31 protein-coding genes are annotated in these 26,265 nt (G+C 33.0%); 14 read left to right on the plus strand and 17 right to left on the minus strand.

Going from position 1 to position 26,265, the window contains the following annotated elements; translation table 11 throughout:
- The first annotated feature begins 186 nt into the window (after positions 1–186).
- Positions 187–474: an oxidase gene (locus LNQ49_RS06395; RefSeq protein WP_229987848.1), complete on the plus strand. Its 288-nt coding sequence runs from the start codon at positions 187–189 to the stop codon at positions 472–474.
- 117 nt (positions 475–591) lie between these two features.
- Positions 592–1,068 carry a hypothetical protein gene (locus LNQ49_RS06400; RefSeq protein ID WP_229987849.1) on the plus strand — a complete coding sequence of 159 codons (477 nt, stop codon included), beginning with the start codon at positions 592–594 and terminating at the stop codon, positions 1,066–1,068.
- Between the two features lie 89 nt (positions 1,069–1,157).
- Here the strand turns inward: LNQ49_RS06400 and LNQ49_RS06405 are convergent, their stop codons facing one another.
- From LNQ49_RS06405 to LNQ49_RS06460, 12 genes are all read right to left on the minus strand, one after another.
- Positions 1,158–1,382: a hypothetical protein gene (locus LNQ49_RS06405; RefSeq protein ID WP_229987850.1), complete on the minus strand. Its 225-nt coding sequence runs from the start codon at positions 1,380–1,382 to the stop codon at positions 1,158–1,160.
- A gap of 151 nt (positions 1,383–1,533) precedes the next feature.
- Entirely contained in the window at positions 1,534–1,959 is a 426-nt protein-coding gene (locus tag LNQ49_RS06410) for a hypothetical protein (RefSeq protein WP_229987851.1), read from the minus strand.
- A gap of 13 nt (positions 1,960–1,972) precedes the next feature.
- The gene (locus LNQ49_RS06415; RefSeq protein ID WP_229987852.1) at positions 1,973–2,287 is read right to left on the minus strand and encodes a hypothetical protein; all 315 of its coding nucleotides are present in this window, start codon (positions 2,285–2,287) and stop codon (positions 1,973–1,975) included.
- Positions 2,288–2,310: 23 nt separating this feature from the next.
- Complete coding sequence (locus LNQ49_RS06420; RefSeq protein WP_229987853.1) at positions 2,311–2,853, minus strand: hypothetical protein; 543 nt, start codon at positions 2,851–2,853, stop codon at positions 2,311–2,313.
- A 135-nt stretch (positions 2,854–2,988) separates the two neighbouring features.
- Positions 2,989–3,192, minus strand: a complete 204-nt coding sequence (locus tag LNQ49_RS06425; RefSeq protein WP_229987854.1) for a hypothetical protein — start codon at positions 3,190–3,192, stop codon at positions 2,989–2,991.
- Positions 3,193–3,203: 11 nt separating this feature from the next.
- Positions 3,204–3,404, minus strand: a complete 201-nt coding sequence (locus tag LNQ49_RS06430; protein ID WP_229987855.1) for a hypothetical protein — start codon at positions 3,402–3,404, stop codon at positions 3,204–3,206.
- 129 nt (positions 3,405–3,533) lie between these two features.
- Positions 3,534–3,812 (minus strand): hypothetical protein, encoded by a 279-nt coding sequence (locus LNQ49_RS06435; RefSeq protein WP_229987856.1) that lies wholly within the window; start codon positions 3,810–3,812, stop codon positions 3,534–3,536.
- Positions 3,813–3,853: 41 nt separating this feature from the next.
- A complete protein-coding gene (locus LNQ49_RS06440; protein ID WP_229987857.1) occupies positions 3,854–4,480 on the minus strand; it encodes an AAA family ATPase in 627 nt (208 codons plus the stop codon).
- On the minus strand, positions 4,481–5,359 hold the full coding sequence (locus tag LNQ49_RS06445; RefSeq protein ID WP_229987858.1) for an AAA family ATPase: 879 nt from the start codon (positions 5,357–5,359) through the stop codon (positions 4,481–4,483).
- Positions 5,360–5,376: 17 nt separating this feature from the next.
- Positions 5,377–7,410, minus strand: a complete 2,034-nt coding sequence (locus tag LNQ49_RS06450; protein WP_229987859.1) for a hypothetical protein — start codon at positions 7,408–7,410, stop codon at positions 5,377–5,379.
- A 72-nt stretch (positions 7,411–7,482) separates the two neighbouring features.
- A complete protein-coding gene (locus tag LNQ49_RS06455) occupies positions 7,483–7,692 on the minus strand; it encodes a restriction endonuclease subunit S domain-containing protein (protein WP_229987860.1) in 210 nt (69 codons plus the stop codon).
- Between the two features lie 690 nt (positions 7,693–8,382).
- Positions 8,383–9,096 (minus strand): LexA family transcriptional regulator, encoded by a 714-nt coding sequence (locus LNQ49_RS06460; protein ID WP_229987861.1) that lies wholly within the window; start codon positions 9,094–9,096, stop codon positions 8,383–8,385.
- 134 nt (positions 9,097–9,230) lie between these two features.
- Here LNQ49_RS06460 and LNQ49_RS06465 point away from each other — a divergent pair, with 134 nt between their 5' ends.
- The 10 genes from LNQ49_RS06465 to LNQ49_RS06510 all read left to right on the plus strand — a co-directional run bounded on the left by LNQ49_RS06465 (position 9,231) and on the right by LNQ49_RS06510 (position 15,423).
- On the plus strand, positions 9,231–9,425 hold the full coding sequence (locus LNQ49_RS06465; RefSeq protein WP_229987862.1) for a hypothetical protein: 195 nt from the start codon (positions 9,231–9,233) through the stop codon (positions 9,423–9,425).
- Positions 9,426–9,583: 158 nt separating this feature from the next.
- A complete protein-coding gene (locus tag LNQ49_RS06470; RefSeq protein WP_229987863.1) occupies positions 9,584–9,886 on the plus strand; it encodes a hypothetical protein in 303 nt (100 codons plus the stop codon).
- Positions 9,874–10,056, plus strand: a complete 183-nt coding sequence (locus LNQ49_RS06475) for a hypothetical protein (RefSeq protein WP_229987864.1) — start codon at positions 9,874–9,876, stop codon at positions 10,054–10,056. Before LNQ49_RS06470 ends, LNQ49_RS06475 begins: the two co-directional genes overlap by 13 nt.
- 2 nt (positions 10,057–10,058) lie before the next feature.
- Positions 10,059–10,556, plus strand: coding sequence for a LamG domain-containing protein (locus LNQ49_RS06480; protein ID WP_229987865.1), 498 nt, complete (start codon positions 10,059–10,061; stop codon positions 10,554–10,556).
- A gap of 11 nt (positions 10,557–10,567) precedes the next feature.
- Positions 10,568–10,783, plus strand: a complete 216-nt coding sequence (locus LNQ49_RS06485) for a hypothetical protein (protein WP_229987866.1) — start codon at positions 10,568–10,570, stop codon at positions 10,781–10,783.
- Positions 10,784–10,808: 25 nt separating this feature from the next.
- Complete coding sequence (locus LNQ49_RS06490; protein WP_229987867.1) at positions 10,809–11,999, plus strand: exonuclease family protein; 1,191 nt, start codon at positions 10,809–10,811, stop codon at positions 11,997–11,999.
- Positions 12,000–12,011: 12 nt separating this feature from the next.
- Positions 12,012–12,764, plus strand: coding sequence for a hypothetical protein (locus LNQ49_RS06495; protein ID WP_229987868.1), 753 nt, complete (start codon positions 12,012–12,014; stop codon positions 12,762–12,764).
- A complete protein-coding gene (locus tag LNQ49_RS06500) occupies positions 12,685–13,383 on the plus strand; it encodes a hypothetical protein (protein WP_229987869.1) in 699 nt (232 codons plus the stop codon). The genes LNQ49_RS06495 and LNQ49_RS06500 overlap by 80 nt, the downstream gene beginning before the upstream one ends.
- A gap of 272 nt (positions 13,384–13,655) precedes the next feature.
- Entirely contained in the window at positions 13,656–14,093 is a 438-nt protein-coding gene (locus LNQ49_RS06505) for a MarR family winged helix-turn-helix transcriptional regulator (protein WP_229987870.1), read from the plus strand.
- 1 nt (position 14,094) lies between these two features.
- Positions 14,095–15,423, plus strand: a complete 1,329-nt coding sequence (locus LNQ49_RS06510; RefSeq protein WP_229987871.1) for a beta-lactamase family protein — start codon at positions 14,095–14,097, stop codon at positions 15,421–15,423.
- Positions 15,424–15,520: 97 nt separating this feature from the next.
- On the opposite strand, the gene LNQ49_RS06515 is transcribed toward LNQ49_RS06510, so the two are convergent.
- The 5 genes from LNQ49_RS06515 to LNQ49_RS06535 form a co-directional block, all read right to left on the minus strand.
- On the minus strand, positions 15,521–15,865 hold the full coding sequence (locus tag LNQ49_RS06515; protein WP_229987872.1) for a hypothetical protein: 345 nt from the start codon (positions 15,863–15,865) through the stop codon (positions 15,521–15,523).
- Positions 15,866–16,091: 226 nt separating this feature from the next.
- Complete coding sequence (locus tag LNQ49_RS06520; protein WP_229987873.1) at positions 16,092–17,162, minus strand: tryptophan 7-halogenase; 1,071 nt, start codon at positions 17,160–17,162, stop codon at positions 16,092–16,094.
- A gap of 23 nt (positions 17,163–17,185) precedes the next feature.
- Complete coding sequence (locus LNQ49_RS06525) at positions 17,186–19,060, minus strand: LodA/GoxA family CTQ-dependent oxidase (protein WP_229987874.1); 1,875 nt, start codon at positions 19,058–19,060, stop codon at positions 17,186–17,188.
- A gap of 9 nt (positions 19,061–19,069) precedes the next feature.
- Entirely contained in the window at positions 19,070–20,092 is a 1,023-nt protein-coding gene (locus LNQ49_RS06530; protein ID WP_229987875.1) for a catalase family protein, read from the minus strand.
- A 118-nt stretch (positions 20,093–20,210) separates the two neighbouring features.
- Positions 20,211–22,925 carry a S8 family serine peptidase gene (locus LNQ49_RS06535; protein ID WP_229987876.1) on the minus strand — a complete coding sequence of 905 codons (2,715 nt, stop codon included), beginning with the start codon at positions 22,923–22,925 and terminating at the stop codon, positions 20,211–20,213.
- 585 nt (positions 22,926–23,510) lie between these two features.
- Here LNQ49_RS06535 and LNQ49_RS06540 point away from each other — a divergent pair.
- Positions 23,511–24,338, plus strand: a complete 828-nt coding sequence (locus tag LNQ49_RS06540) for a M57 family metalloprotease (RefSeq protein ID WP_229987877.1) — start codon at positions 23,511–23,513, stop codon at positions 24,336–24,338.
- 209 nt (positions 24,339–24,547) lie between these two features.
- On the plus strand, positions 24,548–26,242 hold the full coding sequence (locus tag LNQ49_RS06545) for a tetratricopeptide repeat-containing sensor histidine kinase (RefSeq protein WP_229987878.1): 1,695 nt from the start codon (positions 24,548–24,550) through the stop codon (positions 26,240–26,242).
- Positions 26,243–26,265 lie beyond the last annotated feature (23 nt).

A 26,265-nucleotide genomic window follows, 5' to 3' on the forward strand; every position in this document is an offset into this window, starting at 1 on the left:
TAAAGAAGTATCTCGTATTAAAAAGTAATTTTCCGATTGATTTCTGAGGCAAAGTTGTGGGCTTTTCTGCTGCAAAAAAAATAGTCTTCCAAGCCTTGTATTGGATCAATACAAAGTTTGGGGACATTTTACACAAGCATTGGAACTTAAATTTTATGATACGTATCTAAAGCCGAATTTTGCTTTATGAATGATATAATAGTAGACACAAACGGGGATTTAGGCTTCCATAATGGAGACCTATTGATTGGTTTTTCAGAAAACCTGCATCAAGAACATATCTTGATTGCCAACAAAGGCGAGTATCGTGAATTTCCTGAACTGGGAGTAGGTATTTTGCAAATGTTAAACGACGACAATTACATGAACGTTTTAATTGAAGCCAAAAAAAATCTGGAATACGATGGTATGAAGATTAATAATATTGAGCTCGATGACGATGGGAATTTAAATGTTGATGGACAATATAAATAGACTTTAAAGAAGAGTCTATTTTTTTAGTAATTAAAAGCTGCCATAAATCAGCTTCAAATTGTTATGCCTATATCTCAAAAGAGTTAGGCAAACTAATCATGTAAAAACAAAATTTAAATGACACCACGCAACGAATTATTTGTAAAAATAAAACAAGCTTTAAAGACAATTCCTGAGTTGGGATTAGTCGATTTACAACGCAAACAAATTTCTAATCCAGCCTCAGGTGATCCTGTTTATTGGACTGCAGCTCTTATTGAAGTAAAAAGTATTGCTTGGCAAAACATGCCAGAAAGTAATCAAGAAGGAGATTGTGTTATAGAAGTACTTTTATATTGCAAAAATGGATGGATTGACCATCTTAATATAACAGTCGGAAATCCAGATGAATTAGCTGAGTTTAACTTAATTCAGAAAATCTCCGAAAAACTCCAACACTTAAAAGGAGATTTATTTGCCCCATTATTACAAGTAAATGAGGAAACAGATAATGCTGTAGATGGTTTTATGAGTTACAAATTATCATTTAACAGTACAATCTGCAGAGAAATCAATCCGTTGTATTTGAACAAAAAGCTAACCATAATTTCTTAGGCATAAAAAAACCTCCTGGATAAGGAGGTTGTTTTATTGTGGACGAAAAATAAAAAAAGCATAGCGTTTAAACACTATTTAAATACTGTTTAAAACATTTTTAATTGGCTATTTTTATTTGAATCTTTTAGGTTGTCATTGTAAATACCTTCGTAGTTTACAATAGCATCCACAGTTCTTGTGGATAAGAAATACTTTTTTGCAACTTCCTCAATTACAGCATCAATCCTCCATTTTGGATTCTTTGCCATTAATGAATAAAAGTGCTTACGTACTAAATTATTTCTTTCGAGAAGTCTTTCTTTGCGAGTCATATTACAAAGATAAACAGACAATTTTAATCCTGCAAGGCGATTTTTTTTGAGTATTGAATCTCCTTTATTTACCTATTTTATTACTTATTTCCGTAATATTGGAGTCTATTACCTATTTCTGTAATTATTTCTAATCATGAAGAAATCAATCCTACTCTAATACAATTATAGAATTTTCCTTAAGTGGTTTTGACATATCTGTAAAATTCATGACTCCTAACATAATCACACCTGTATTAGCTTGAAGAGTTACAGTACTAATAAATGCTCTTAAATATGGATAAACAATAGGAATCGAATTGGTATAAAAATAATTTGGTATTTCGTCAAATTCAATTTTATTAGTAAATTTAAAATCCGCAATTCCACTAATTACAATTATTGGTTTACGTTTTTTACCTTCCTCATAACCAATAAAATTTATTGACAATTCAAACCTACCTTCTTTCGGAAAGTATTTCCCTGTAGGATTAAATTGTAATTTTAGTTCGCTTTCTTTTTCTCGAGTTTCATTATAGGAAAAACTCGGTACTTGAAATTTAATAAATTTAAACTCTGCTTTTTTTGCTTCTAACATATTGCAATAATAGTTAAAAAAAAAGACTCTGTGAAATTACAGAGTCTTTTTTTATTTTTCTTTTTCTATTTGAAATCAATTTTGGTGGATCAGCCAAAAAAGCAAATGTAGTTGCTGTAGCTCTAATATATTCTACTTCTACTTCCGAATTATTACAATCTATCAAAATTGAATTTTCATCTATAGATGTCAAATATTCATAATAAGTAGGACCATCAATATCACTCTTTTTATGCTTATTGATAATTTCTTGTACTTCATCTGGAGCAGAAGCAATAAATTCATTTAATAAATCTAGCGCATTGCTTTGTATCTCTTGTTTTTTCATAATCTTATATATAAAGTATTTAACTAAACAGAATAAATCACATCATATGTCGGCAAAATTAGTTCATTCTTTTCAAATAAACAAATAATATACATTGGTGTCAAAATAGAATAGTTTTTTTTATTATTATCATCAGAAAATTTATATTTAACTTGCTCAAACTTATTCTTTGCTAAATTATCAACAGCTCTAATTGCCTTATAAGGAAAAATTCCTTTCTTTTTGAGTTCCAAATCTTTTAATGCACCAATAATTTTACCTAGTGCTTCCCCTGTCATCTTTAGTTTTTCAACTAAATCTAAAAAATGAATCTGATCTTCCCTACTACCAACTAAATCTAAAAAATCGTTTTTAGGAAGTACAAATTTACTTTCACAAACAATATATTTATTATTACAATGCACTTCTCCCCAAAATTTTGCCAATTCTAAATGATTATCCCAAAAATAACAGCCTTCTCCTAGAAAAGACTCTTTAATATTTTGAACTGAAAATGGACCGTTAGCCTCTACGTATTCATCATTGTTACGATTTTCTAGAGTTTGGTGAGCTACTGTTTTAAACATTCATTGTTATTTATTTTACAATGATAGGAATAAATTTTTATTCAATTATAAAGGTAAGCATATATTATCGCTTTATTATTAAAGTTTATGTAAATAATTCCCCTAATTACAATAACATATAATAAAATATTCTTTTTATTCTTCCTGTAATTGCTTAATCATAAAGAGCAATCCTGCTAGAACCAAATAGGTAAGAATTAAACCAAACGGAACTATAATTGGTGATGAAACCAACCACCAACTCCAACTTATCAGATTGGTTATTTTTAAGATTGTAAAAACTATTGTAACTATTGTTAAAACTCCAATCGTGTCTAATTTTGTTTTTCTGCTGCTCATACTATTTTTATTTAATCGTTATACGTTGCTTTGGTGTGTTTTTTAAATCGAGGATTCTGAATAACAATTTTGGTGTATTGACTAAAAGCTCGCTGTTCTTTTTCGGATAAATCAGATTTGGATATCCAATTATTTAAGGGGTCTTTATAAAGCAAATGTCCGTTTACCTCATAGGCTTCGTGATCAGTTATTGGTTTGATTCTTACGCTCATATTTTCTTTGTTTGTACATTATTTTAAGTTTAAATTTCAGCCATTCAATATAGATTCTAATCGGTTTTAAGTTTGTACCGATGAGTACTACCACTAATAAGATTATTGTATTATTCATAGGCTCAGTTTCTATATTACTCTGGATTGATTATAAGCTTGCCAGTTGGTATCTTTTATCTTTTGAAGTGTAAACTGAATTTTAGTTTCTATCTTAGGTGGGCACTTATAATCTCGAACTTCATTTTCGGATATTTCATCCAATAAGAAAGAAAATTTGCTGTATAAAGCACCTCGCTCCTGGTTGATACAAATACGTTGAAACTTGCTGAAAGTGGCATGTTTTTCGGAACAATACAAAAGAACATTGTATAAAATGTCTAAGCGGTTTGTGATTTCGTTTGCTGTCATATTAATTTTGATTTAAATTTTTGGGTAATTATTATTTGGATTTATTTTTTGATATCACTTCCATGATACAATAGGGCTGTTTTTTCGTTTATCGCTATTATTCCTCCCGGGCATCTTCCGGCAACAAAAGCTGTTAAACCTTCTATTCGTATGTAAATCTTAGCCAGCTTTTTGGCCAGTTTAGCTGTGGCTGTGTAGGGTTCTTTTTTTTCCTCATGTGCCAGAAATATCATTGTCGTATTCTGAAACTCTGAAGTAAATCGCCTGAAGGCTCCATTTTTTAATTCATCATTGTAAATCGTCATATTATCAAACAGTACAATTTTTGGTGCTTGACGTTTTGATAATCTTTCTTTTACCACTTCGATTTCGGTATATTCAGAGAACTTTATTTTTCTCGAGGCTGGATCTATTTTTGCTCGTTGTGCATTGGCTTGGAATTCTTTTCCTGTTCCTTCCTCGGCAGATATGTACCAAACATTTTCATATTTGGTTAGGAATTCAGCTAGTTTAAGTGCAAAGAGCGTTTTTCCGTTTTTTTCGGCTCCATATATAATCCAAACGCCTCCTTTTTCGGGTTTGCCAAATACGTCGCCCCAGATTCCTTCAAAATCAAACTCGTCGAACTTCTTTTCAAATAATGTTTTGGGAGATATTGCTCGTGCCATTTATACGCCTATTTTAATGAGTGTTTCTAAATACCTAAGTGTTGTTTCTTTTCCGATACATTTATTAACCAGCATTTTGGTTCTGGAACGGTCTATTAAATTCGCATTGGCTACGTCACCAATTAATTGAGTATAAAAAATCGTTCTATCTACTTTTCCGTTGGGAACCAACTTGATAAATTCGTCTGAAAACCGACTGAATATTTCGGCAAAACCTACTTTTTTATTACTGATTCCTTTTTGAATTTTGGCTCTCAATCCATCTGCTCCGATCATGTACCAACCACAAGCTCCATCAGTTCCGTTCCATAATTCTTTAAGTTCCAGAAACGCGTTATATTCTAAATCTCCAGCTTCATCAAGAACTATCAATGGTTTTTCGAGCGTTGTGACATAGTATTTTAAATTGGCTTTTACATCTACATATTTTCCTTGATTGTCTATTCCTACTGTTTTAGCAAGAAGCCTTATAAATTGCTGTTTGCTTTTGGCTTGTGAACAATCGACATAAAATGTGTTTTTCATTTTTTTGATAATATGCTTGGTACAAAAAGTTTTACCAATCCCGCAATCATCAACTAAAACCATAGATTTACTTAGTGTTGCACAGAAATTGAGATTATCTTCTATTTCTGTATAAACTGTTGTTCTAGCTACTTTCCAATTGTCTTCAAATACTTTTACCTGAAGCTCTCTTCCTAAAGTAATCCAAGTAGTATCAGATAAGATCCTTTCGATTTCTCCATTCTTTAATCGGGAATAGATGGAAGGTTTTATTCCTTTGGACTTAGAAAAATCGGCATCTGAGCCTCCATAATTTTGACGAGCTTCAATGAGTGCCAGTCTTACTTTTTGTTTAAATTCGTTTGTTAGGTTCATTGTTTTACTTTTTATTATTACATAAAATTTCGTTTCCAACTTGGTATTGCATTTCCTTGTGGGACAAATGCTAGATCATCTTCGGCTTCATCGTCAAATATTTCAACTGGTTGCTCTTCTTTTGCTTCAAAGCGTTTTATATTCGAAAACTTAAAATTGGAATTAATCGTTCTAGGCGTATTATCAATAATGTTGATTCTTTCAATTTTATCTCTTTGGCGTTTTGCAAAAGCTTCTACCGATGCCACATAAGAACTCTGCAAGGCTCTTGCTTCATTATCTACTTCGGTTCTTTCTATCGTTGCTCGATTGTAGCGAGGCATTTCCATTATTTCGCAAATCAATCTATCATTAACATATACAAAGGCTTTAAGAACTTGCCCGTCGTTGGCATCAAGCCAATACACATTGACTTCCTTACTCTCGATAACTTTCATTACATCGATCAAGGCTTCACCAGTTAAAATCTTTCCTTCCTCGGCGATAGCTCTTCTTTTTCCTTGAAGCGTTACATAGCCTAACTTGCATGACGTTTCGGTTTTGTAACCAATAATTGGTAGAATTGCTTCCCAGTTGGTTGGTTTTAAATCTGGATGTTGTTTGCTTAGGAAATAATCAAAACGGCTCATCGTTGTTTCTTCAGGATGTGGCATATTATTCCATTGTTCGATTTCTAGCATTCGCTCATTAATCAATTGGTTGTACGGAATAATTTTATTCTCTCCCGGGCCTGCTTGATTGGACTCTTTCTTAGCACTCGGACGTCCGATCCATCCAAAAGCTTCTTTCTCGACATCGTACCTAACTTTTCCAAACATTCGCTCTATATATTTTCCACTCGCTTTATTGGCAATAATTCTTGTGCTTTGGAACATTGCACCAGGACGAAGCAGCGTATTTCTAAAACTGCTATTTAATGAACTCTCACATTCTAGTTCATTTGGCAAAGGCAAATTCCACTCTGTATAATTTCTAACCATTTGTCGGTAGAAGTCAACGATAATACCTTCTTTCGTTTTCCCGTAAACTACTGTTGTAAAGCACTGAGAAGCAATATCACACCCGATATAAAACCAAGCTCTCTTTCCTTTTTCATACCAAAACGGTGGATTTCTATCATCTATAGATAAAATAGATCCTGAATAAACTGGCAAATCCATTTGATGCGGAGTCGTATATTGACTCATATATTTTTGTCTATCACCACTTCTGGTTAAATGCGTTGCAATTCTATTTTCCCATTTATTGATATAATTAATAATCGTGGTATTTGATAGTTTTTTATATTCTTTTGGATCAAACATTTCTCCGGTTTCTTCATTAAAAACTTCGGCATAACCATTTAAAAAAGCTTCATAATTGCGGGCAATTTCTGTAGGCGTAGGTTTATGCATTTGATTTTTGAATAGCCCATTAAAAATCATTTCGGTTTTGTCGTCCACCTTTCTGGCATTGTTTGTTTTTCCGCCGTTAGGATCTTTTATTATCGGATAATACAAATCCTCTTTACAAGCTTTTAAAAGCTTTTTAAATTGTTTTTCGCTCGCTGGCAAATTGTGATTAACTTCATGTTTTATCTTTAATGTATTATTGAAGTTTTCTACATCCTTAACCAATATTGCTGTAATTCCACGTATTGAACCTCTTAATTTGATTCTTTCTTGTATTCGCGCTTGCTCCAGTTTGATTGCTGCATTCATGACGCTTGCATTAATTATGTATCGCTCTTGTTCATCGGCTTCTAATGCATTTCCTGCCCTTTTGAACTTGGCGTAATACCGAACTGCAGCTGCATCAAAATCAAAAAAAACTTCCAACGGATTATCAATCCTTCTTGGATCACCTAATGCATCCTGAATTGTTGTTCTTAAACTATCAAAGTCTATCAATAATTTTCGGCCATTCCCTCCTACTTGTAAGCGCTTTATACCAAAAGGTTTCTGCTTGTAACGATTAAGTTCAGATTGTAAACTTTTTAAACAATTCCAATATGCTGGAACCAATTCTTCGTGTTCTACTGCAACCTTATTATTCATCCACAGATAGGGCATAATTGCATTTTTTAGAAAATTTTGTTTGTGATTATTTCTAAGAATCAAAACTATAATCGATAACTGAGTCTATCATTTAGTATTGAATTGCTTGATGGTTTCTTTCAGCTCTTTTTCGAGCATTTTATAATCCATTCTTATTTTATCTGCTGTAATACTGTTGCGGTGTCCAGATAAACATTGTCGAATAAAAAAAGGTGTAAATCCATGTTTATCAACCAATGCTTTAATTATTTGCTGATTGTAAGTGTACCTTTTGTTTTTTTTAGTTTCTTTATCCATTGCTCTGTTTGTTTTTTATGATGTAGCAAAGATAAAGTAAAACAAAAGTATTATGCAAGTAATTTGAATAAAATAATTGCATTTTACTTTTAATAATGAAACACATCAAGTAAAACAGGCTATAAACGAGAGAATCATAATTTAAACTCTACAAGACTCCTAAGACTGTAAAGAACATCACAAGCCATAAATAAGAAGAATAGAACACAACTTTTGATAATACCTGAAGAAAACAACCAATCAACAATCTAAAAATCAACCTATTAAACAAATAAAATGAATTTTTAAAGAAGCTATTAACTAGCTTGAGTTGAATCATTTTAAGCAAAAAACTCCCCAAAAGAGCCATTATAACCCCATGAAACAATCTTAAAAAACACTCTTTTGAATACCCAAATGCATACCCAACCCAGAAAACAAGAAAATAAAAACTGAATTACAACTGACTTTATTCCATAAAAAAAGCCGTAAATAAACTCGTATGAGCTTTATTTACGGCTTTTATGCCTTTTTATATTTATATAATCCTAAACAAGACAAGCAGTCATCAAAGAATCAAATGAAAAGAATAATAAGGAAATTTTGTTTTTTATTCAAAAGAACGCTCTATTCTTGTAACTAGCTTGTTTTAAATACCTTTAAACCTTTTTTAGTGTTTTATTAATTGGAAATATTGTTTTATTGAGGATATTAGAAAGTTCTTTTTATAACTTTAAAGATCTGCTTCACGTCATTCAATTCGATAGTAAAATCCTGATATTCTGGGCTTTGATTTCTAGAATGACATGTTATCGTTCCATTTTCTAAATCCTGAGCAATAATATCTTTGCAAACAATTGTATCCTTATGCACAATTATCCAACCGTATTGAGAACCTCTAAATCCATCTTTCCAGTGCTGACGATTTAATTCTCTGCAAAGTGTAATAGATCCTTCTGGATTATCATACAATCCACCATTATCCATACTATCCCCTTTTATTTCAAAAGCGACATAATTACCTCTCGCATATTGATCTACATAAAAATTCACATCATTAAACCCATCCACAAAATCACCTTCACAACATTCACTTATATAAGTAGCATAAGCCTTTACAGGTACTAAGGGTACAGTCATAATAAATTTTCCGTTCTCTAATTCTTTAAATCTGTTACCGTTTTTATTCTCAAGATATTCTTCTTCTTCCATCACAACTTCCTGCTCACTTTCGGGCAAAAAGTAATTTCCTGGAACATTAAAATAATCTGCAAGTATTTTACGGTTTTTAATATTAGGCTTAGAGTCCTTATTTATAATTCTACTTAAAGTCGATTGCGAAATACCCGTATTCTCAGAGAGCTCATAAGGCGTTATACCTTTATTTCTGATAAGGGTTTTTAATCTTGACCCAACTGTATCCATTTCTCTTAATTATTTATAATCGTTATAAATAAAAGTAACTTGCGCTAATTTTAATCAAATTACTTGCGTTTTACTTTCGTTTTACTTTATATTTGCACTGTACAAAAATAACTAATCAAAAGTAGGCAATTAAAATGGAACTAACAAAAGTAGCTAAAGAAAAACTTGGAACCGATGAGGTTAAAATGCAAATAGCATTAGAGTTAGGTAAGTCCTATTTAACCATGAGAAGATGGATAAATAAGAATCACGACAACCTAACCAAAACAAAATCTATTGAAGCAATAACAAAATTTACAGGGCTAAAAGAAAACGAAATCTTCGAGTAGCCAAAACCCAAACAAAACAAACAACATATTAAAAATCAAACAATTAAACACTAAAAAAGTAAAAAAAAGACCAATAAAAAAAAACCGCTCACGGGAATGAGCGGTCTTAAATCCAATTTTTTATAACGCCCGGACAAGGGGCATTAATTCCAAATAGAATGGCAAAGTTAGAAGAAATTTCAGAGAAAATACAAAGCATCAAAAAAAACATTTCTGCACATGAAAAATTAAGAAATACTTGCTTAAAGCTTTCAGTTTACTACTATAGAGAAGGAAATACTGCAATGAATGACTGCATGAAACTACGATTGGCCAAAGTAAAATCGAGAATAAATGATTTGCATAGCGAATTAATTCCGACAGAAAAGGAGAGAATACAACTTCTTAACCAACAACCAAAAATTATAGTCCGTCAAAGTATCACTTTACAAATCAAAAATTACGAATCATGGATGCATTAACCACCAAAGAAAAAAATATTCTGGCAACTGCACTCCGAATACTTTTTGACAAAAAAGAAAGTGATTACGAAACCTGCTTTACAATCTCCGATTTGGCCTTCAAATTACAAATAAGCAACGCCAATGAGATAAAAAATGATTTACTATTTGTAACCCAAAATCCTTTTTGATCATGAATATAGATGCACAGATACGAACCGTTTTTGATACAAGCAAAAAAATGGCACTAAACAAACCTGATTATCTATTTATAACATTTTCAAAAAAGGATAAAAAAACAAACAGTACCATTTTTAAGGTTTATAACAATGATAAAGTTCCGTTTTTCAGTCTTATCACTACAAATAAAAAATTATTAGCACATTCCTTAAAAGAATTTCTATCCACCGAAAAGATTCCGTTTCGATTTGAAACCACAACCGACCCAAAAATTCTAAACATAGAAACCGAGATAAGGAGGCTATTCTTTAAAGACTGGCTAATTAAAACAAAGAATATATACCAACATCATCCCATATGCATGCAAATGGCACTAAAAAAAAATCAAATAACAATGAAACATTTAGAGCAAGAAAAACCAAACAAAGCCTTTCATTTTTACATCATTAGCATACTGATTGCATTTTGGATTGGTCTAGCAGCAGGAGCTGGAATAGCATATTTAATGTAAGTGAAAAAATTATGGCAATAGAAAAAAACCAAACATACAAAACCACCACAGGATTACTACTAAGAGTCAAAACAGTTCGAAGATCTGGAATGCACACACTAGAACTCGTTGACGAAAAAGGCAATGCGCTTCCAGAAAGAAAAAACACTGCCGGACACATAATCAAGAAATCCGAAAGAATGTGCTCCGAAGAAACAATTAAAAGTTATCAAAAAACAAATAACTAAACTATATCATCCCAAAAAAGATATTATGACAAATTTAAACCCAACTATGGCAATCGAAAAAGAAATCCAAACCAATTCAATCGACTTTACTCGACCATTAAGCGAATATCCAACAGCTCAGTTTATTGCTGAATTCATCAAATCTGAAGTAAAACCAAAGCATATTTATACCGAAACATTAAATAACAATGGATTAGTAATCCAGGACGAAAAAGAAAAGTACTTAAAAAACGATGCTTTGAGCCCTTCAATGCTAAAATCAGCTTTAAAAACGCCATTGCATTTTGAATATGCAAAAAGCGAAGACAAAGAAGAACTAAAAAAACTAACCGAAACTGCCGACCACTTTAATCTAAGCACGTTTCTACATCAAGCTATTTTAGAACCAACAAAATTTAGCCGAGTTATAATCGAACCAAGTATCCCCCTAAATACTAATGAAGGAGTTACAAAAGCAATCGAATTCTGGGAGCAATTAATCACCGAAAGAGGATATGGCGTAATCAAACTACAAGAAACACCATTTGATTTTGTTTTGGAATATTGCCAAAGAACCGTTGCAGAAACATTGGGCTTGAGTTTAGACAAAATAGATGGAAAACGAGCTTACATCAAAATTCTAAAAAACTGTTCGGATGTAGAACCCGTTACTGAGGAGAATATGGCTAAAATCAAAATCCTAAAAAAACATTACGACCAATACGGAAACGGAATCTTAAGAAGACTTATACTCCACTCCAAAAGAGAAACATCTGTTTATTATAATGATACAAAAACAGGTTTAAAACTAAAGGTAAGACCCGATGCCATTCAATTTAAAGAAAACATTGGTGTAGATGCTATTATATCAGTCAAAAGTTCAGCAATCGAAGACATCCAAGCCTTTTACAATCAAGCCTCAAGATTGCATTACGATCTACACGAAGCAATGTGCCAAGAAATTGTTTCAAATGCAACAGGACGTGATTTTAATACCACAATAATGGTAATGTTACAAACCGTTGCACCATTTGCAATAGCGATATTCGTTTGGTCAGCCGAAGATATCGAAACAGGAAAACGCAAATACCAACTAGCACTCAATAACGCCAAAGAAATAATCGAAAAACAATCTGTAAAAGGATACGAAATTTTATCGCAAGAAAATAACTTAGGCTTAATACAAATGTCTTTACCCGCTTGGAATAAACAAGAATTCGTGTCAAGAAACCTATAAAATAAAACCAAAATGACCTCAGCAACTCAACCCTATTTTCTGCTATATATTGATGATTGGATGAACAATACACAATTAAAAATGTGCTCACCAGCGGCACACGGAGTTTTAATTTCAATCCTGTGCATCATCCAAAAAGAAATGAGCTCAAATAAACTCATTCTCAAACAAAAGTTCAAGCAAAGCAACAACCAAACAACAAATTTTGCTTTACAAATTGCCAAATTAACAGCTTTTGATTTGCATGAAATAGAAACTCCTCTAATAGAGTTGGTTGCCGAGGGAGTTTTAACAATCCAAGAAGATTTCTTGATTTACAAACCAATGCCACGAGATGAAAATAACACCCGAGAAGAAAACACAAAAGAACTCGTAATTGCACCAAAAAATGAAATTATAATCAAAGAATCAGAAAAAATTGATTTCGAAAAAATAATTTCAATCTTCAATTCCGTCTGTAACAAACTGCCAGTTGTTCAAAAACTAACGCTTCAGCGAAAATCAGCCATTAAAAACCGAATTTCAGAATCTGGTCTTGCAGGTCTAGGTGATGCATTCCAGAAGGTAGCGCAAAGCCGATTCTTAAACGGCGAAAATGAACGCGGCTGGACAGCCGATTTTGATTGGATTTTAAAACCTGCAAACTTTATAAAAATTATCGAAGGAAAGTATAAAAACACCGAAAATGGAACTAATAAATCAAACGAACAAATCTTTACCGCCGCAATGGACAGCGAGGTTGGAAGAGACTTTAAATTTAAGTAAGTCTATTATTTCTGGAAATGCGCAAATGGCACTTATCGAAATGAACCTTTCCGTAGAACAGACCCTTTCTAAACCAAACATAAGAACTGTTTTTAAAAACCAAAACGGAACCATCGGCTTTAGCGTAGTAAATGTACTCGTAAACCGATTCATTAATTCATTTGGTTTTAGCACCAAATTATCCAACGACCAAATCGAAATTCTAACCGTAGATACTCTCGAAAACTTTAAATACGAAAGCCTCGAAGATATTATAGTCTTTTTTAAAATGGCACGCACCGGGAAGTTTGGCAGTACAATGAAAGGAGTCGATTCTAATTTAATCTACGGAACATGGTATCCTGCCTATTTAGACCTAAAAGCCGATTTGAGAGAACAGAAGTACTTGAAAGAAAAAAATGCCTTAAATAGCAAGAAAATCACTTTTGAAGATGTGCAAAAAACATACTCAAAAAATCAAGAAAAAAACTTTGAGAAAAGAGTTATCGCCTTTGTAGAAGAAATAACAAAAGACATTGACCGCCAGATACTCGAAGATTTAATTATCGATTGGGAAAAAGACCCCGCCCGAAAACCCTATCTCAATATCCTAAAAAAGAAAAGAATTACAATTAAGTAATTCCAAAAAACGAGATTCAAAACCCTAAAACATAATTAAAACAAGGAGCTATTTACTTCATCAGTTCACTACCCTTACCTCATCAGGAACTGACAACAAATCTGTGTTACTATTAAAAACAACACCCTCATTTGTATCACTCTTATTAAATCACATCAGAAAGTTTAAAAGCTTGAAAGAAATACTTTTTTTATAAAATTGAAAATTTATTTTTATTTAATTGACACAACAACTATATTTGTATCAATTATAATCATCACAATCAATTTAACATGAAAAAAAACAATCCAACAGGAACTGTTCTCTATACAGTTGAGCAGACAATAAAAGAGTATAGAAAGATTTCACAGAAAAACATAAAAAAAATCGTAAGTGATATAACAGTCGATCAATGTTTGTTACTAATTATGATTAATAAAAATTCTGATTATTCTCAAAAGGAAATAGCCGAATTAATCTTTAAAGACAATACTTCGATTACTAGAATTATAGAGTTAATGGTAAAAAAGGAGTATCTAACAAGAACAATAAACGAATTAGACAGACGAAAATTCAACCTTGAAATTACAGAAAAAGGAAAAAAAACAATTGAATTATTAACTCCCGTGATAAACAAAAACAGACAAATTGCTCTTGAAGGATTGTCTGAAGATGAAATTGAATTACTAGATAAAATGCTAAGCAAAATAATTTCAAACTGCAAAAACTAAAATGGAAAAAATATATCAAACAACTAGATCAGGAGTATTATTAATATTCCTTCTTATTCCAACACTATTTTTTGGACAAAAAGACATAGCAACCAATCTTGCAAAATACATGCAAGCACAAGTTGATATCAATAATTTTAGCGGAACGGTTATAGTCACAAAAAACGGTTCGGTTTTATTAAAAAAGGCTTACGGATTGGCTGATTACGAATGGAATATTAAAAACACTGTAGATACCAAGTTTCAGTTGGCATCGGTAACAAAACAATTTACAGCAACGGCTATTCTTCAATTAGTAGAACAAGGAAAACTATCCCTTGATGATAAACTAAGTAAATTTTTTCCAGATTATCCCAAAGCCGATATTGTTACCATTCACATGCTTTTATCTCATTCTTCAGGACTTGCCTTAGGTTTTAAAGAATTGGCATTAACTACCATTTCGACTGATTCGGCATATAATGAAATAAAGAAAATACCTTATGAGTTTGCACCAGGAACCAAAAGTGAGTATAGCAATGTTGGATATTATCTATTGGGAAAGATTATTGAAAAAGCATCAGGTGAAAAATATGCCGTTTATTTAAAGAAAAACATATTTGAAAAAGTAGGAATGAAGAATACAGGAGTCAGTAATAATGATTCGATAATCCCAAAGAAAGCAAAAGTTTATCATATAACCGAAAACGGATATGTTCATAATCCATATATCAATTGGCAATTTAACCTTGGACATGATGGCGTTTATTCTACCGTTGAGGATTTGGCACTATGGGACCAAGCGCTTTATGGAACAACTATCTTATCTTCAGAAATGAAAAAGAAAATGTTTACTTCTTATAACAACCAAAGTTACGGTTATGGATTTATGGTTAATCCATTTTATAATCATGGTCATCAACTTATTGCACATGATGGTGGTTTCTTTGGAACAATGACTTCCTTTAACCGATTTACTGATGACAAGATTTTTGTTGCCGTACTTTCTAATAATGAATCTCCGTCACATATCATCGGTTATGCATTATCTGCAATTGCTTTACAAAAAGAAGTAGAACTTCCGTACAAACACCATCAAATTAAAGCTGACATTACGCAATATGATAAATATATAGGCAAGTATGGGGAAGTTGAAATAATCAAAAATGGAGAAAAGCTATATTATAACAACTCAGAAATGGAACTCTTACCTGAATCAAAAACAAAGTTTTTTAGAGCTGACAATAACGACAGAACTGTAGAATTTATACAAAATAAATCAGGTATTTACGATTCTATAATTTTGACAAAAGGAGGAGTGAGAGAAATTATAATGAAAAACAAACCATAAATACTATTTGTCTATTTCTTTTGCTTAATCTTATTTATACAAAAATAGCTTATATAAAGAAATCTTTATATAAGCTATTCTAATCAATATAGTTGTCTTACTGCTCCGTAACAGTTTCTTGTACTTTAAGAACATTAGGTCCCATAGCACTTGTAGTTGTCAATTGAATGAAATAAGTATAAGGTCCATTTGGGCTTCTTTCAGCAATGTAAGCACAATTCCATCCTGTGCCCCATTTTTGTCCTGAATCCCAGTTTTGGTTGTGTTCGTTATCCCAAGACCAAGCTTTAGTTTCTTTTGTAGGATCTGAAGGGAAACCCGCATTATATACGTGAATTTGCCCTTGTTGTGCTCTAAACGGTGAATTGGTACTCCATCGTAGCCATAAATTTCCACGAGACTCATAAGCCTCTAAGGACCAAGTAAATGTTGATTGTGACATAATAAAAAGTATTTGGGGATTTCCTACTCGTTTAAGGTTTTTCGGATGCGACCTGTTGTTTCATAATAAAACTATTTTATAGTTAGTTTTACAGGGCATCTAAATTAAACAAATATAACATACTGATTATGAGTGTTTTTACCTGTTTTTAAAAACAAGTAAAACTACTTCAGTAATTACTTACAGACCAAATACTTATACCATATATCAAACCATATATCATTAATTACAACTGTCGTCTTTCCCAAAAAGGATGTTTGTGCCAGCGTTGTTCCGATTGATATTGGTTTTGTAATAATGCAACTGATTTATTAAACAAAGCCATTTGAGAAGTAATATATTCAGACAATGAATCCGTATTACCATTTAAAGAATCCGAGATTGCATTGGCAGCATTATGACCACTTACCAGTGCATTTGTAATTCCAAAAGAAGTTAATGGGTCGTAAGTACATAATGCATCACCTACAGCAATCCATTGCTTACCACCTGGTTTTTCTAATAAAGAAGTTGTGGCGGTTTTAATGCGTACTTCGGTTGTTGAAGAAATTTTTGAAGGAAAATAATTTTTAAGATACTGGGTTGTAGCTACTTTATTGAACAACCAATCTTTTAGCAAAACTGACTTTGTAGTATGTAAATCGCTATCCGACATAAAATTGACAATTACCTTATTATTAGCTAGCGGAGCGGCATACCACCATCCGTCTTCTACTGCCTCTATAAAGGTCATTCCCTTTAAAGATTCCCCTGATTGCTCTGTAATAAAATAATAGGAAGCCAGATTATCGATGGTCTGCTTCTTAATTCCCATTTTTTTAGCCACTATTGAAGCTCTGCCACTACAATCGGCTATAAAATCGGCAGTAATTATTTTTGTACTATTATCAGAATCAGAACAACTTACGATAATTTTATTGTCTTCTTCTATAATGTTGGTAAGTCGGTGGTTTTCTAATAAAACTACACCTCTTTCGATAGCAACATCCTGAAGCTGTTTTTCAAAAAGCGTACGATTCAAATGCCTTCCGTCGCCGTAAGGTTCATTAAAAAAATAACGCTGGCGGAGCGATGAATCGCCCCACACAACGTTATTGCCTACATATAAGCTATGGTGCTCAGAAGCCAACACATCTCCCAAACTTAATTTTCGGAAGACGGTATTGGCACTTGGAGCCAATGATTCCCCAAGTTTAACGGTACTTTCCATATGATTGTTTATTACAACACATGGGATATTATGTTTACGTAATGTTATTGCAGTTGCCAGACCAGCCGGACCTCCACCAATAATCACTACGGGTATAGAAATTGAAGTTGCTATAATTCGTGTCGTTTTAATGGATGACTCTCACGCGGAACTGCTCTTAATAATTTAGCCCCTTCAGTGCTTTCTCTTTCGGCATGTCTTACCTGTTCCAAAGTAGGATCAATTCCTTTAGGTCCTTCCCTATCAGTTTCTACCCATAAAGTATCAGGCAAAAATTTCGATTGAGCATCAAGTTCCTGTTTGGTAATAATACCCAACTGATGCCATTTGGCAACCATATTATTAATACGAGGTACATAATTTGAAGTAAAATCACGCATCCAATCCACACGATAGGAGAAATGTTTCAACTTCTGCCCTTCGTTTGTAGTCGTTGCTTTTAATCGGTTATAACTATCTGTTGATAATACAGTATTTGGAACCCTAACCGACCAGAATGAAGGCAATGGCAAATAGAGAGTAACATCATAACCCGACATACAACTGGCTTCATCCGTTTGCCAAGGCACACCTAACCAACGTGTAAGCGATCCAGGTCCTGTTCCGTCCAATGGTCCGTTTACTGACAAGGCAATTTCGGGAGTAATGATACCTCCATAATCATCTCTGACTTTTTCATTTTCAGATAGCACTTTCAAACGAAAAGGCTCTTCCCACATCATAAGGTGTCGGAAAGGCCATGTAATCTCAATTCCGGGATGAAAAGGACCTCCTAAACATTCTTCTAAAGGGGCTTTTGATAAGGCATCAATCTGTTCGCTTACTGATAATTCTTCAAAAGGAACAACTACTTTTGGTGCTCCAGTAATAAATTTACCTTCAGACCATAGACGTAGCATTTCATATTGAGTAGCAGTTACTGATAAATCAACAGCTGGCAAATCTTCATAATCACCAAATAAATCACCATAATGAGGAGGCAACTTGGTAGGTTCATATTCAGTAGATTGATGATCTCTAAACCATTCAAATACTCGTTTTCTCTCTGATTCAAATTGAACATCTGGATTTTCAAGCTGCTTGATGAACTCAGGGTTATTAAAATCACTTGGAGAATCAGTCCCAAACAATATAAAGAAACCTTCATTAACCCATTGCGTAGTGCTCATTCGGGATAATATAGGATAGATATCTTCATAGAAATTTACTGTTTCTTTTGATGTTATCCAGCCTTCCTTTAAATACAAATCTTGAACCACATCCAACATACTTACCACTGGGAATAATCCCTGTCCAAAATTTGGAGGTGTACAAGCAACAACAGCAGGCTTGGCATCAAATGTTTGTCCACCAATAGTTACCTTGGCTCTTACAACACCATCTGATGTATCATCATGCCAGTCATCATTATTCGCAAAAGTTATGGCACGAATATTAAGTCGGGATTCACTATTTCCGTCCCCACCAAAAAATAACAAGCGTCCTTTGTCATCTGTTTTCAACTCCCCTAAAGAAACTTCCTTATCAAAGAATTTCCCAGTATCCAACTGATATTCTTTTCCAGATATATTCTTACCACTAATTATTCTAGGTCCTGGATCAATAACAAGTTGATCTCTTTCTGTACCTGTAATACCTCCATTACGCTTCAAACTCGGAATACTATATTTTCCTAAATCCAAAGCGTTATTAAACTGATACCATGCCGCTTTTCTATTGGCCACATGCACATTCCATTGAATGGTGACATTAGGTTCAGTATCTAAATTAATTTCATAAAGTGGATTGTCTTCTTCATCCAACGCATAAATACGGAATAAAGGCACTTGTTTTTTAAACAAATTGTCACCGTCTTTAAAACCACCTTCTGCAACTGGCGCTACGCCCGGTAAATCAGAAGCCAGATAATATTCAGGTGAATTTCCAATTCTAGCTATTCCGATTGCTGGATAAATAGCTACTTTTTTTATAATTTTAGTATCCATGATGCTAGCTTATTGGTTATTTAATTGTCTTGGTACAATTGGTTCTACAGCTGGAACACCGTTTTTAAAACGTCTTAACGCTGCTCCTGCCTCATATACAATTTTGCGAGCATCACTAATAGTACCTTGTGGTTTGTGCTCTTCTAAAGTACGCCAAGGATTAAAAGAAAGATTCTCTCCATATTGTGCTTGTCCTTGATTCGTAATATCTTGTTTATGAATAACCAGTGTCGCAATATGAACTGGAACTGATTCCTCCTCATCCCAAGGAGTCATAGCTTTATCCAATGGCATTGTTACAGAATCTTTACTAAACTGAACCATAAATTTAAATTGTGCTTCACCCATATTCAAACGGGCTTGAATATCTGCTTGTAGATAATCTGCTGAATTTTGAGATGGAGGTGCACTAAACGGTGGACCAATTGGTTCTAATTTGTATTTTACAAAACGATTTTCTCCAAAAGAATAAGGAAGTCCACTCCAGTAAGGTGTCGTTAAACAGCTAGAAACATCTTTTTGCATTTCATTCAAAATACGGTCAGTTTCCGGATGGTCTTTTAAATACAGATTATAATCGTGATCGACTACTCCAGCCTTAGTAAACTTGCACATTTCGGTAGCATTATCTACAAAAAACACATTCATATTTTGTAGAATAAAGTCGGCAGTAGTAGCATTTTCACTGGATTCCAATAACTTTTTACCTGCCACCCCAAATAGTTTGATTCCTATTCCCACTGTAGTTTGCATGTCGGGGGCATGAGGAACAGTATCGCTTGAAAAACGTACCCAAGCTTCAAAATGATCATGAGCAAAGATTCCAACTTTGTACTCTGCTGCTAATCCCGGCATTATGATAAAATCTGCCTTGGCAACACCATGAGGTTTTAAAAACACACCTCTACGTACAGGGCATTGTCCAGCAATGATACGATTTCCCATAGTCGTATCGACAAACATTTTCTTGAGAGATAAAGCTGGATTGGCATCGCAATCAATAGCAGCTTTCTTTGATAATTCGTTTTTCATATAGTGTAGGTTATAGATTTGTTCACTGCAATATAAAAAATAAGAAAAAGATGACACTAGGTAATACTACCTGATTTTAACATAATAAACAAAAACCCAAAATGACAATTCTTAGGTTTTAGAAAACTGCAATTTTCCCTATTTGCTCTCCACCTAAGCTTGTTATTATTTTATAAATATAAATTCCTGAGGCAATATTGTTGAGGTTGATAGTATTGATTTTAGAAAGTAATGGAGAAGTAATCGTGTTTTGCCCACTAATACTGTACAAATAAAAAATAGCGTTTTCTTCGTTTTTGGCTTCAATATTTAATTCTTCATTTTTACTTAATAAGGTGGGGTGAACAAAGAATAAATCATTACCTAAATAATTAGCATCCACAATCAGAGAACTCACTACATTATTGTTTTCTAAAATTATATTGATTTTATATTTATTACTGCCTTTTATTGGGCTAGCATCTAAAAAAGAGAATTCTTTTGAATTGATATCATTTATTGCACTAATAACGCTTTCGGTAGTATTAACTATTTTTACTAGCTCTATTCTTTTGATATTATACAAGCTAAAAAGACTAGCACTGACTTTTACTTTATTCTCCTCATAAACTTCTGCCTGAGTCAATTCGAAATAACAATTTGAATTTTGATCATACTGCAATGTAGACTCACTTTTTATTCCTTCACTATCGTCAAATACAGGAATAACAGTGTGAATTTTTCCATCAGTATAGGTATAATTAGCGTTTGTTATTTGTTCTTTAAATTCTAAATGATCCCCTGTCAATTGATAAATATTAAATGAAGCAACATCAGTAGGCTTATCCCAATTAATTTCTGTTGTGCCATCACAAACCAAACTAGTTCTGATATTTAAATCATAAGAAATCGTAAAGCTATCAGAGATATAATCAATAGCATCAATGGTCATTTTTAATTTAGCTTTTGAGAATTTTTGCTCTGTAGGGGTATAAGTAAATTGTTCGCTATCTAAATTTATACCACTTGCTATAATTTCCCAAGTCTGTCCATTATTGTAACTAATAGACAATTGCCCAACGCTTCCCGAAAATGAAGAATTCCATTTGAAAGGAGAAATCGTTTTACCATCGTATGGAAAATTATCATTACTTACAGGATAATTCCATTCAAATTGACTTCCTATTTCGTATTCATAAGCAATGCTGTAATCCTGAGATGCATTTGAGATGTATGTACCAATAACAGTGATATTATAGGATCCTGATGTGGGATTTTCAATAGTCACCTGTTCTATATTATTAAGCTTGTCTTTTCCTCTTGTAGCTTGGTCTTGAGGAGCATCAGGATTAAGAATCCATGGCAAAAAAGCAGTATTGTTATCCGAAATGACTTCTATGTCTAAATCGTTTATCAAACCTATATTACTATTGATTGCAGCTGGTAAATCGTTCCAAACTAATGTGATTTTTAAGTTTTTTGCATTTGCTGGAAGTGTAATCTCATGTGAATTTGTCTTGCCTGATATTAGATTACCCGATATAATTCTATTTTCACTGATTGTTTTTAGGCATTTATCGGCATTGATATTACCATAGCCATAAGTGAAATCTGGGCCAATGTTTCCCAAATCTTTTGCACTATTAATTAAAATTGCTTTTGTTGAGGCATTAGTCAAAGAGGTATTGTTTATAGTCTTATAATGTTGCTTCATAAGAGTAATAATTCCTGTAGCTAATGCAGTAGAATTTGAAGTCCCTTGCGTGCTAAAAGCTACTAGCTCAGGTTTTATTCGACCATCATAAGCTGGACCTTTTGAGGAAAATGGCATAATTACTTCGTTTTGGTCGATACACCCCAATACAATACTATTTTTGGATTGCTTAAAATTACCAGTAATAGATTTATACCCCACAAGTCCTATATTACCAGAAGAAAAACAATGAGTCAAATCAGTATTTGAGAATAGTTGCGAATCATAAGCATTTGCGAGCGAGCCATAAAAATTCTCAATCTCTGTTCCGTAGGAATGATTTTGAATGGTAGCACCTTGTAAAGTCGCTACTTCATCAGGATAGATATTCTTAAAATCAGACGATTGTATCTTAGCCTTTTGAACTACTCCTTTTCCTAGGGCAGAACTATTTCCTAATCCAGAAACGATAGTTGCCATAGCTGTTGCGTGACTTGATACTGTAGCCGATTGTGTTGAAGAAGGAATATGCTTATTTAATAAATCAATATCATTTAGATCAAAAAGGTCGTCTTTGATGGATACAATTTGATTTTCGCCATTTAAAAGAGGGAAATTAGCATTGACCTTATTTATATGATTAATACTGAAATTTTGATCAATTATTTTAGACTCTCCTTTTGGTTGTAACGATTCTTGCGAAATAGAAGATACACTGCTCAATGCTATAATCTCATCCATAATTTTTTTGGAATCACTTTTTACAATTACAAGATTGTTATCTAGTATTTGTATATCAAAAATATTCATTGATTTCAAGTCAGCAATTAACGATTCGATACTATCTGTTGCTAAAATATACTGCTTGTCTTCCCTATGATTCGAAAAATTTGGTGGTAATTTCCATAAATTATTAACAGGGACTACTTTTTTTAGGGACTCGTTAGATCCTAAACTTTCGCTTTCAACAATACAAAAAGCATTATCAAGTTTTTTTACAATCTTGTATTTGTTATAATGTGCATTTTCTAAAGTAGTAAAATAGTATTTCTCAACTTTTCTTTCGTTTTCTTCTTTTATGTATTGCTTCCATTTTTCAGAACTTTGAGAGAGACTGATAGTCGTTATCATAAAAAAGAGAAAAGTAATTTGTGTCTTCATTTACTGTAGTTATTAGGGGCAATTCTAACTGTTTTTATCAATGTTAGACAAAAATTTGACAATTGTAACTGTTTATCACTTCTTAATTTAGATAAATAAAAAGATAAAATTCATTCATAATGATTTCTATTTTAAATATTTATCCCTTCTCGTTAAGTCAAAGTTATTAAATTATTTGTAATAATTTTATGCGTTTTTATTTCATCCTGAAACCTCAAAGTCTGCAAGAGGACTATTCCCTTTTTATAACCCTGTTTGTATTTTATTATGTAACTAAGAATTTCAAAATCATTTTTAAAACTTACTAAACAAAATAGAAAATTTAAAATAGTATACGATATAATTTTTCATAACACACTGGTTTTTACTCAATTATTGATTTTACTGGGCTCACAATGATAATCAGATAATTATTACTAAAAATAAATATAAAATAATTTAACAAAAACTGTTAATTTTGTTAAATCACTATTTTTGTAAGTATTTTTTTGGTTAAAATTATATAAATTTGGTAACAAATAGTACTAATGTTTTGTAAAGCCCTTATAAATCAACCTATTAAAACTAACCCCAAAAAACTATTAAATGAAGAAAATTAAATCAATTTTAGCCTTGTCATTCATAGCACTGACGCTATTATCATGCAACAAAGAAGATGAGTTGAATCAATCAAACGAAGAAGCTCTAAAAGTAACGCCGGAAGTGTTAACTAAACTTAGATCACTTTCACTAAATAGCACAGATGTTAAAGTGATTAAAAATACTAAGCTAGATGGGACCACTGAAGATGCATTCTTGATTGAAGGATGTATTGTCATGACAGAAGATCAATTAAATAAAATGGATCTTCACGGAGGTATTACAACAGAACAATACCGCACTACCAATTTAGTATCTCCACAAACTATTAAAATTGTTGGACTATCAGGAACTGGCACAACAGCTCTGTCTACAAATATGCGTGCTGGATTACAAGCAGCAGTAAATAGATACAACAATTTAGGATTGACTATTAAATTTACTCTAACCTTTAGTTCAAGCACTGCAGGTGCAAACATTGTTGTAAGAAGACAAGTTGGATCTGCTGGAGGTGTAGCTGGATTCCCTTCGGGAGGAGCACCATATAGTTCAGTTACATTATATTCTGGATTAGATACTTATTCTACTGGTGTAAATGCACACGTAGCTGCACACGAAATAGGTCACTGTATTGGTTTACGTCATACTGACTGGTTTAGCCGTCAAAGTTGTGGACAAAATTCAAACGAAGGAACAGCTGGTGTTGGAGCAATTCTAATCCCAGGAACCCCTTCTGGATATGATTCAACTTCATATATGAGAGCTTGTTTTGGTTCAAACGAAACTGGAGCATTCAATTCTAATGATATTATAGCTCTTAATTATTTATATTAAAAGTTGAATTAAAGTTATCTTTACAAAACATAAGAGGCTGCTTCTTGATTTATGGAGCAGCCTCTTTTTTTGTTATGTCTCATTCTGAAATTGGCTCGCACTAATTGATTTTTTTCTATAATAATTACTTTGATTTGGAGCCTTATACCTTATTTTACATAGATATAAGGGTCCCATGCAAAAATGATACACTTTCGTCACAGTCCAAAATGGAGATTTACGCTAAGATAGCTGCGCATTCCTCCTCACCTGACGAAGTATTGTTATTCGCCAATAAATTGTTAGCAATGGCTTCGAATAATAAGCAGTTCACTTATATAATCGAAGCCTATCAATCTAAAGGTGTAGCATACAGGTTAAAAGGCAATTTAAAATTGGCTTTAAAAAATCTTTTTAAAAGTGCTGATCTTGCTATCGAATATAAAAATGACAAACTACTAACGAGTGATTACTTGGAAATTGCCAATACGTACATGTCAAATAATGATTTCAAAAATACAATTGTCTATAACAAGAAAGCCATTGCCATCATACGTCTGCACGGCAATAAAGAACAATTAGCTATCAATCTACTCAATACGGGATTTAGTTATTACAGGCTGAATGAACTCGATTCTGCCTTATCACTTTATAACGAAGCAGCACCCATTTTTGATGACATTGATCTTAAAATTGGAAAGGCATATACCATTGGGAATCGCGCACTAGTTTACTGGAAACAGGGAAAATATGTTATTGCCGAACAAGATCTTCTTAGAGCTATTAAAATGCTTGATGCCCTTGGCGATACATTTGGCATGGCAGATTATCACAACCAGCTGGGACGGATTTATTCTGAACAGAGACAAACCGAAAAAGCGATCAATCATACTCTCACAGCACTCAAGATGGCAAAAGACCTTGACCTGAAAGAGCAAATCAGGGATGCCACTCTACTTTTATCAGAATTATATGAGGTAGTGAAAGACTATCCAAAAGCATTCACTTATCAATCACAATATATAGCTTACAAAGACAGTATAGAAAATACCGAAGCAACAAAACAACTTGCCAACCTTCGTACAGATTTTGAAGTAAGCCAAAAGGAAAAAGAAATCGCATTGTTAGAAAAAAGGCAACTAAGCAACCGGATTTATAGTATCGTTACTGTTTTTCTGTTGCTTTTTGCCATATTATTATTGTTGTATTTTCGGCAACGGTTTAAAAACACTCGGCTCATGGTCCATAATGAACGCAACCAGCATGATGAAAAAATCAAAAAACTGCTAACCACACAGGAAACTAAAACGCTTCAATCTATGGTGCAGGGACAGGAAAATGAGAGAAAACGCATCGCACGGGAGCTGCATAACCATTTTGGAAGCCTGATGGCCACCATAAAAGTGAACTTAAATGCAATCGATGAAAATACTATTTCCAACCACCATACACTGACAATATTAGTAGATCAGGCTTGCACTGATATTCGAAACTTGTCACATGAACTCAATATGGGAATATCGGATAATTTCGGACTTGTACCGGCCTTAAAAGAACTGACATCACATTTACAACAAGCCAACGGCATTGAAGTTGAGTTTACAGCAGCGATGTGTCAGGAGCAAATGAGCTCAGAAAATGAAATAATTGTATACCGCATCGTACAAGAACTCGTAAACAATGTACTGAAACACGCATCAGCCACAAAACTATCCATATTACTGACTTGTTTCGATGATGAAAGCCTGATTAATATAATTGTACAAGACAATGGAAAAGGGTTTAGTACAACCGAAAAATCAAAAGACGTTTCTGGAATGGGTCTCAAAACTCTTAAAGAAATAATATCTGATTTAAACGGCAGTATTAAATTCGACAGCAATCCGGCAAGCGGAACTACTGTAAATATTGATTTGCCTTTTTAATATCACCTAATTAAATAATTGCA

The organism is Flavobacterium pisciphilum (assembly GCF_020905345.1).
In the GTDB taxonomy this organism is placed as follows: domain Bacteria; phylum Bacteroidota; class Bacteroidia; order Flavobacteriales; family Flavobacteriaceae; genus Flavobacterium; species Flavobacterium pisciphilum.

Excerpts from the sequence above, each read along its gene's own strand:
- LNQ49_RS06540 (WP_229987877.1), top strand. The coding sequence starts at position 23,511 with ATGAAGAAAATTAAATCAATTTTAGCCTTGTCATTCATAGCACTGACG.
- LNQ49_RS06460 (WP_229987861.1), bottom strand. The coding sequence starts at position 9,096 with ATGGATACAGTTGGGTCAAGATTAAAAACCCTTATCAGAAATAAAGGT.
- LNQ49_RS06495 (WP_229987868.1), top strand. The coding sequence starts at position 12,012 with ATGACCTCAGCAACTCAACCCTATTTTCTGCTATATATTGATGATTGG.
- LNQ49_RS06505 (WP_229987870.1), top strand. The coding sequence starts at position 13,656 with ATGAAAAAAAACAATCCAACAGGAACTGTTCTCTATACAGTTGAGCAG.
- LNQ49_RS06440 (WP_229987857.1), bottom strand. The coding sequence starts at position 4,480 with ATGGCACGAGCAATATCTCCCAAAACATTATTTGAAAAGAAGTTCGAC.
- LNQ49_RS06435 (WP_229987856.1), bottom strand. The coding sequence starts at position 3,812 with ATGACAGCAAACGAAATCACAAACCGCTTAGACATTTTATACAATGTT.
- LNQ49_RS06415 (WP_229987852.1), bottom strand. The coding sequence starts at position 2,287 with ATGAAAAAACAAGAGATACAAAGCAATGCGCTAGATTTATTAAATGAA.
- LNQ49_RS06530 (WP_229987875.1), bottom strand. The coding sequence starts at position 20,092 with ATGAAAAACGAATTATCAAAGAAAGCTGCTATTGATTGCGATGCCAAT.
- LNQ49_RS06475 (WP_229987864.1), top strand. The coding sequence starts at position 9,874 with ATGGATGCATTAACCACCAAAGAAAAAAATATTCTGGCAACTGCACTC.
- LNQ49_RS06535 (WP_229987876.1), bottom strand. The coding sequence starts at position 22,925 with ATGAAGACACAAATTACTTTTCTCTTTTTTATGATAACGACTATCAGT.
- LNQ49_RS06490 (WP_229987867.1), top strand. The coding sequence starts at position 10,809 with ATGACAAATTTAAACCCAACTATGGCAATCGAAAAAGAAATCCAAACC.
- LNQ49_RS06450 (WP_229987859.1), bottom strand. The coding sequence starts at position 7,410 with ATGCCCTATCTGTGGATGAATAATAAGGTTGCAGTAGAACACGAAGAA.
- LNQ49_RS06455 (WP_229987860.1), bottom strand. The coding sequence starts at position 7,692 with ATGGATAAAGAAACTAAAAAAAACAAAAGGTACACTTACAATCAGCAA.
- LNQ49_RS06510 (WP_229987871.1), top strand. The coding sequence starts at position 14,095 with ATGGAAAAAATATATCAAACAACTAGATCAGGAGTATTATTAATATTC.
- LNQ49_RS06465 (WP_229987862.1), top strand. The coding sequence starts at position 9,231 with ATGGAACTAACAAAAGTAGCTAAAGAAAAACTTGGAACCGATGAGGTT.
- LNQ49_RS06425 (WP_229987854.1), bottom strand. The coding sequence starts at position 3,192 with ATGAGCAGCAGAAAAACAAAATTAGACACGATTGGAGTTTTAACAATA.
- LNQ49_RS06480 (WP_229987865.1), top strand. The coding sequence starts at position 10,059 with ATGAATATAGATGCACAGATACGAACCGTTTTTGATACAAGCAAAAAA.
- LNQ49_RS06400 (WP_229987849.1), top strand. The coding sequence starts at position 592 with ATGACACCACGCAACGAATTATTTGTAAAAATAAAACAAGCTTTAAAG.
- LNQ49_RS06470 (WP_229987863.1), top strand. The coding sequence starts at position 9,584 with ATGGCAAAGTTAGAAGAAATTTCAGAGAAAATACAAAGCATCAAAAAA.
- LNQ49_RS06545 (WP_229987878.1), top strand. The coding sequence starts at position 24,548 with ATGGAGATTTACGCTAAGATAGCTGCGCATTCCTCCTCACCTGACGAA.
- LNQ49_RS06525 (WP_229987874.1), bottom strand. The coding sequence starts at position 19,060 with ATGGATACTAAAATTATAAAAAAAGTAGCTATTTATCCAGCAATCGGA.
- LNQ49_RS06405 (WP_229987850.1), bottom strand. The coding sequence starts at position 1,382 with ATGACTCGCAAAGAAAGACTTCTCGAAAGAAATAATTTAGTACGTAAG.
- LNQ49_RS06430 (WP_229987855.1), bottom strand. The coding sequence starts at position 3,404 with ATGAGCGTAAGAATCAAACCAATAACTGATCACGAAGCCTATGAGGTA.
- LNQ49_RS06500 (WP_229987869.1), top strand. The coding sequence starts at position 12,685 with ATGGAACTAATAAATCAAACGAACAAATCTTTACCGCCGCAATGGACA.
- LNQ49_RS06420 (WP_229987853.1), bottom strand. The coding sequence starts at position 2,853 with ATGTTTAAAACAGTAGCTCACCAAACTCTAGAAAATCGTAACAATGAT.
- LNQ49_RS06515 (WP_229987872.1), bottom strand. The coding sequence starts at position 15,865 with ATGTCACAATCAACATTTACTTGGTCCTTAGAGGCTTATGAGTCTCGT.
- LNQ49_RS06395 (WP_229987848.1), top strand. The coding sequence starts at position 187 with ATGAATGATATAATAGTAGACACAAACGGGGATTTAGGCTTCCATAAT.
- LNQ49_RS06445 (WP_229987858.1), bottom strand. The coding sequence starts at position 5,359 with ATGAACCTAACAAACGAATTTAAACAAAAAGTAAGACTGGCACTCATT.
- LNQ49_RS06485 (WP_229987866.1), top strand. The coding sequence starts at position 10,568 with ATGGCAATAGAAAAAAACCAAACATACAAAACCACCACAGGATTACTA.
- LNQ49_RS06410 (WP_229987851.1), bottom strand. The coding sequence starts at position 1,959 with ATGTTAGAAGCAAAAAAAGCAGAGTTTAAATTTATTAAATTTCAAGTA.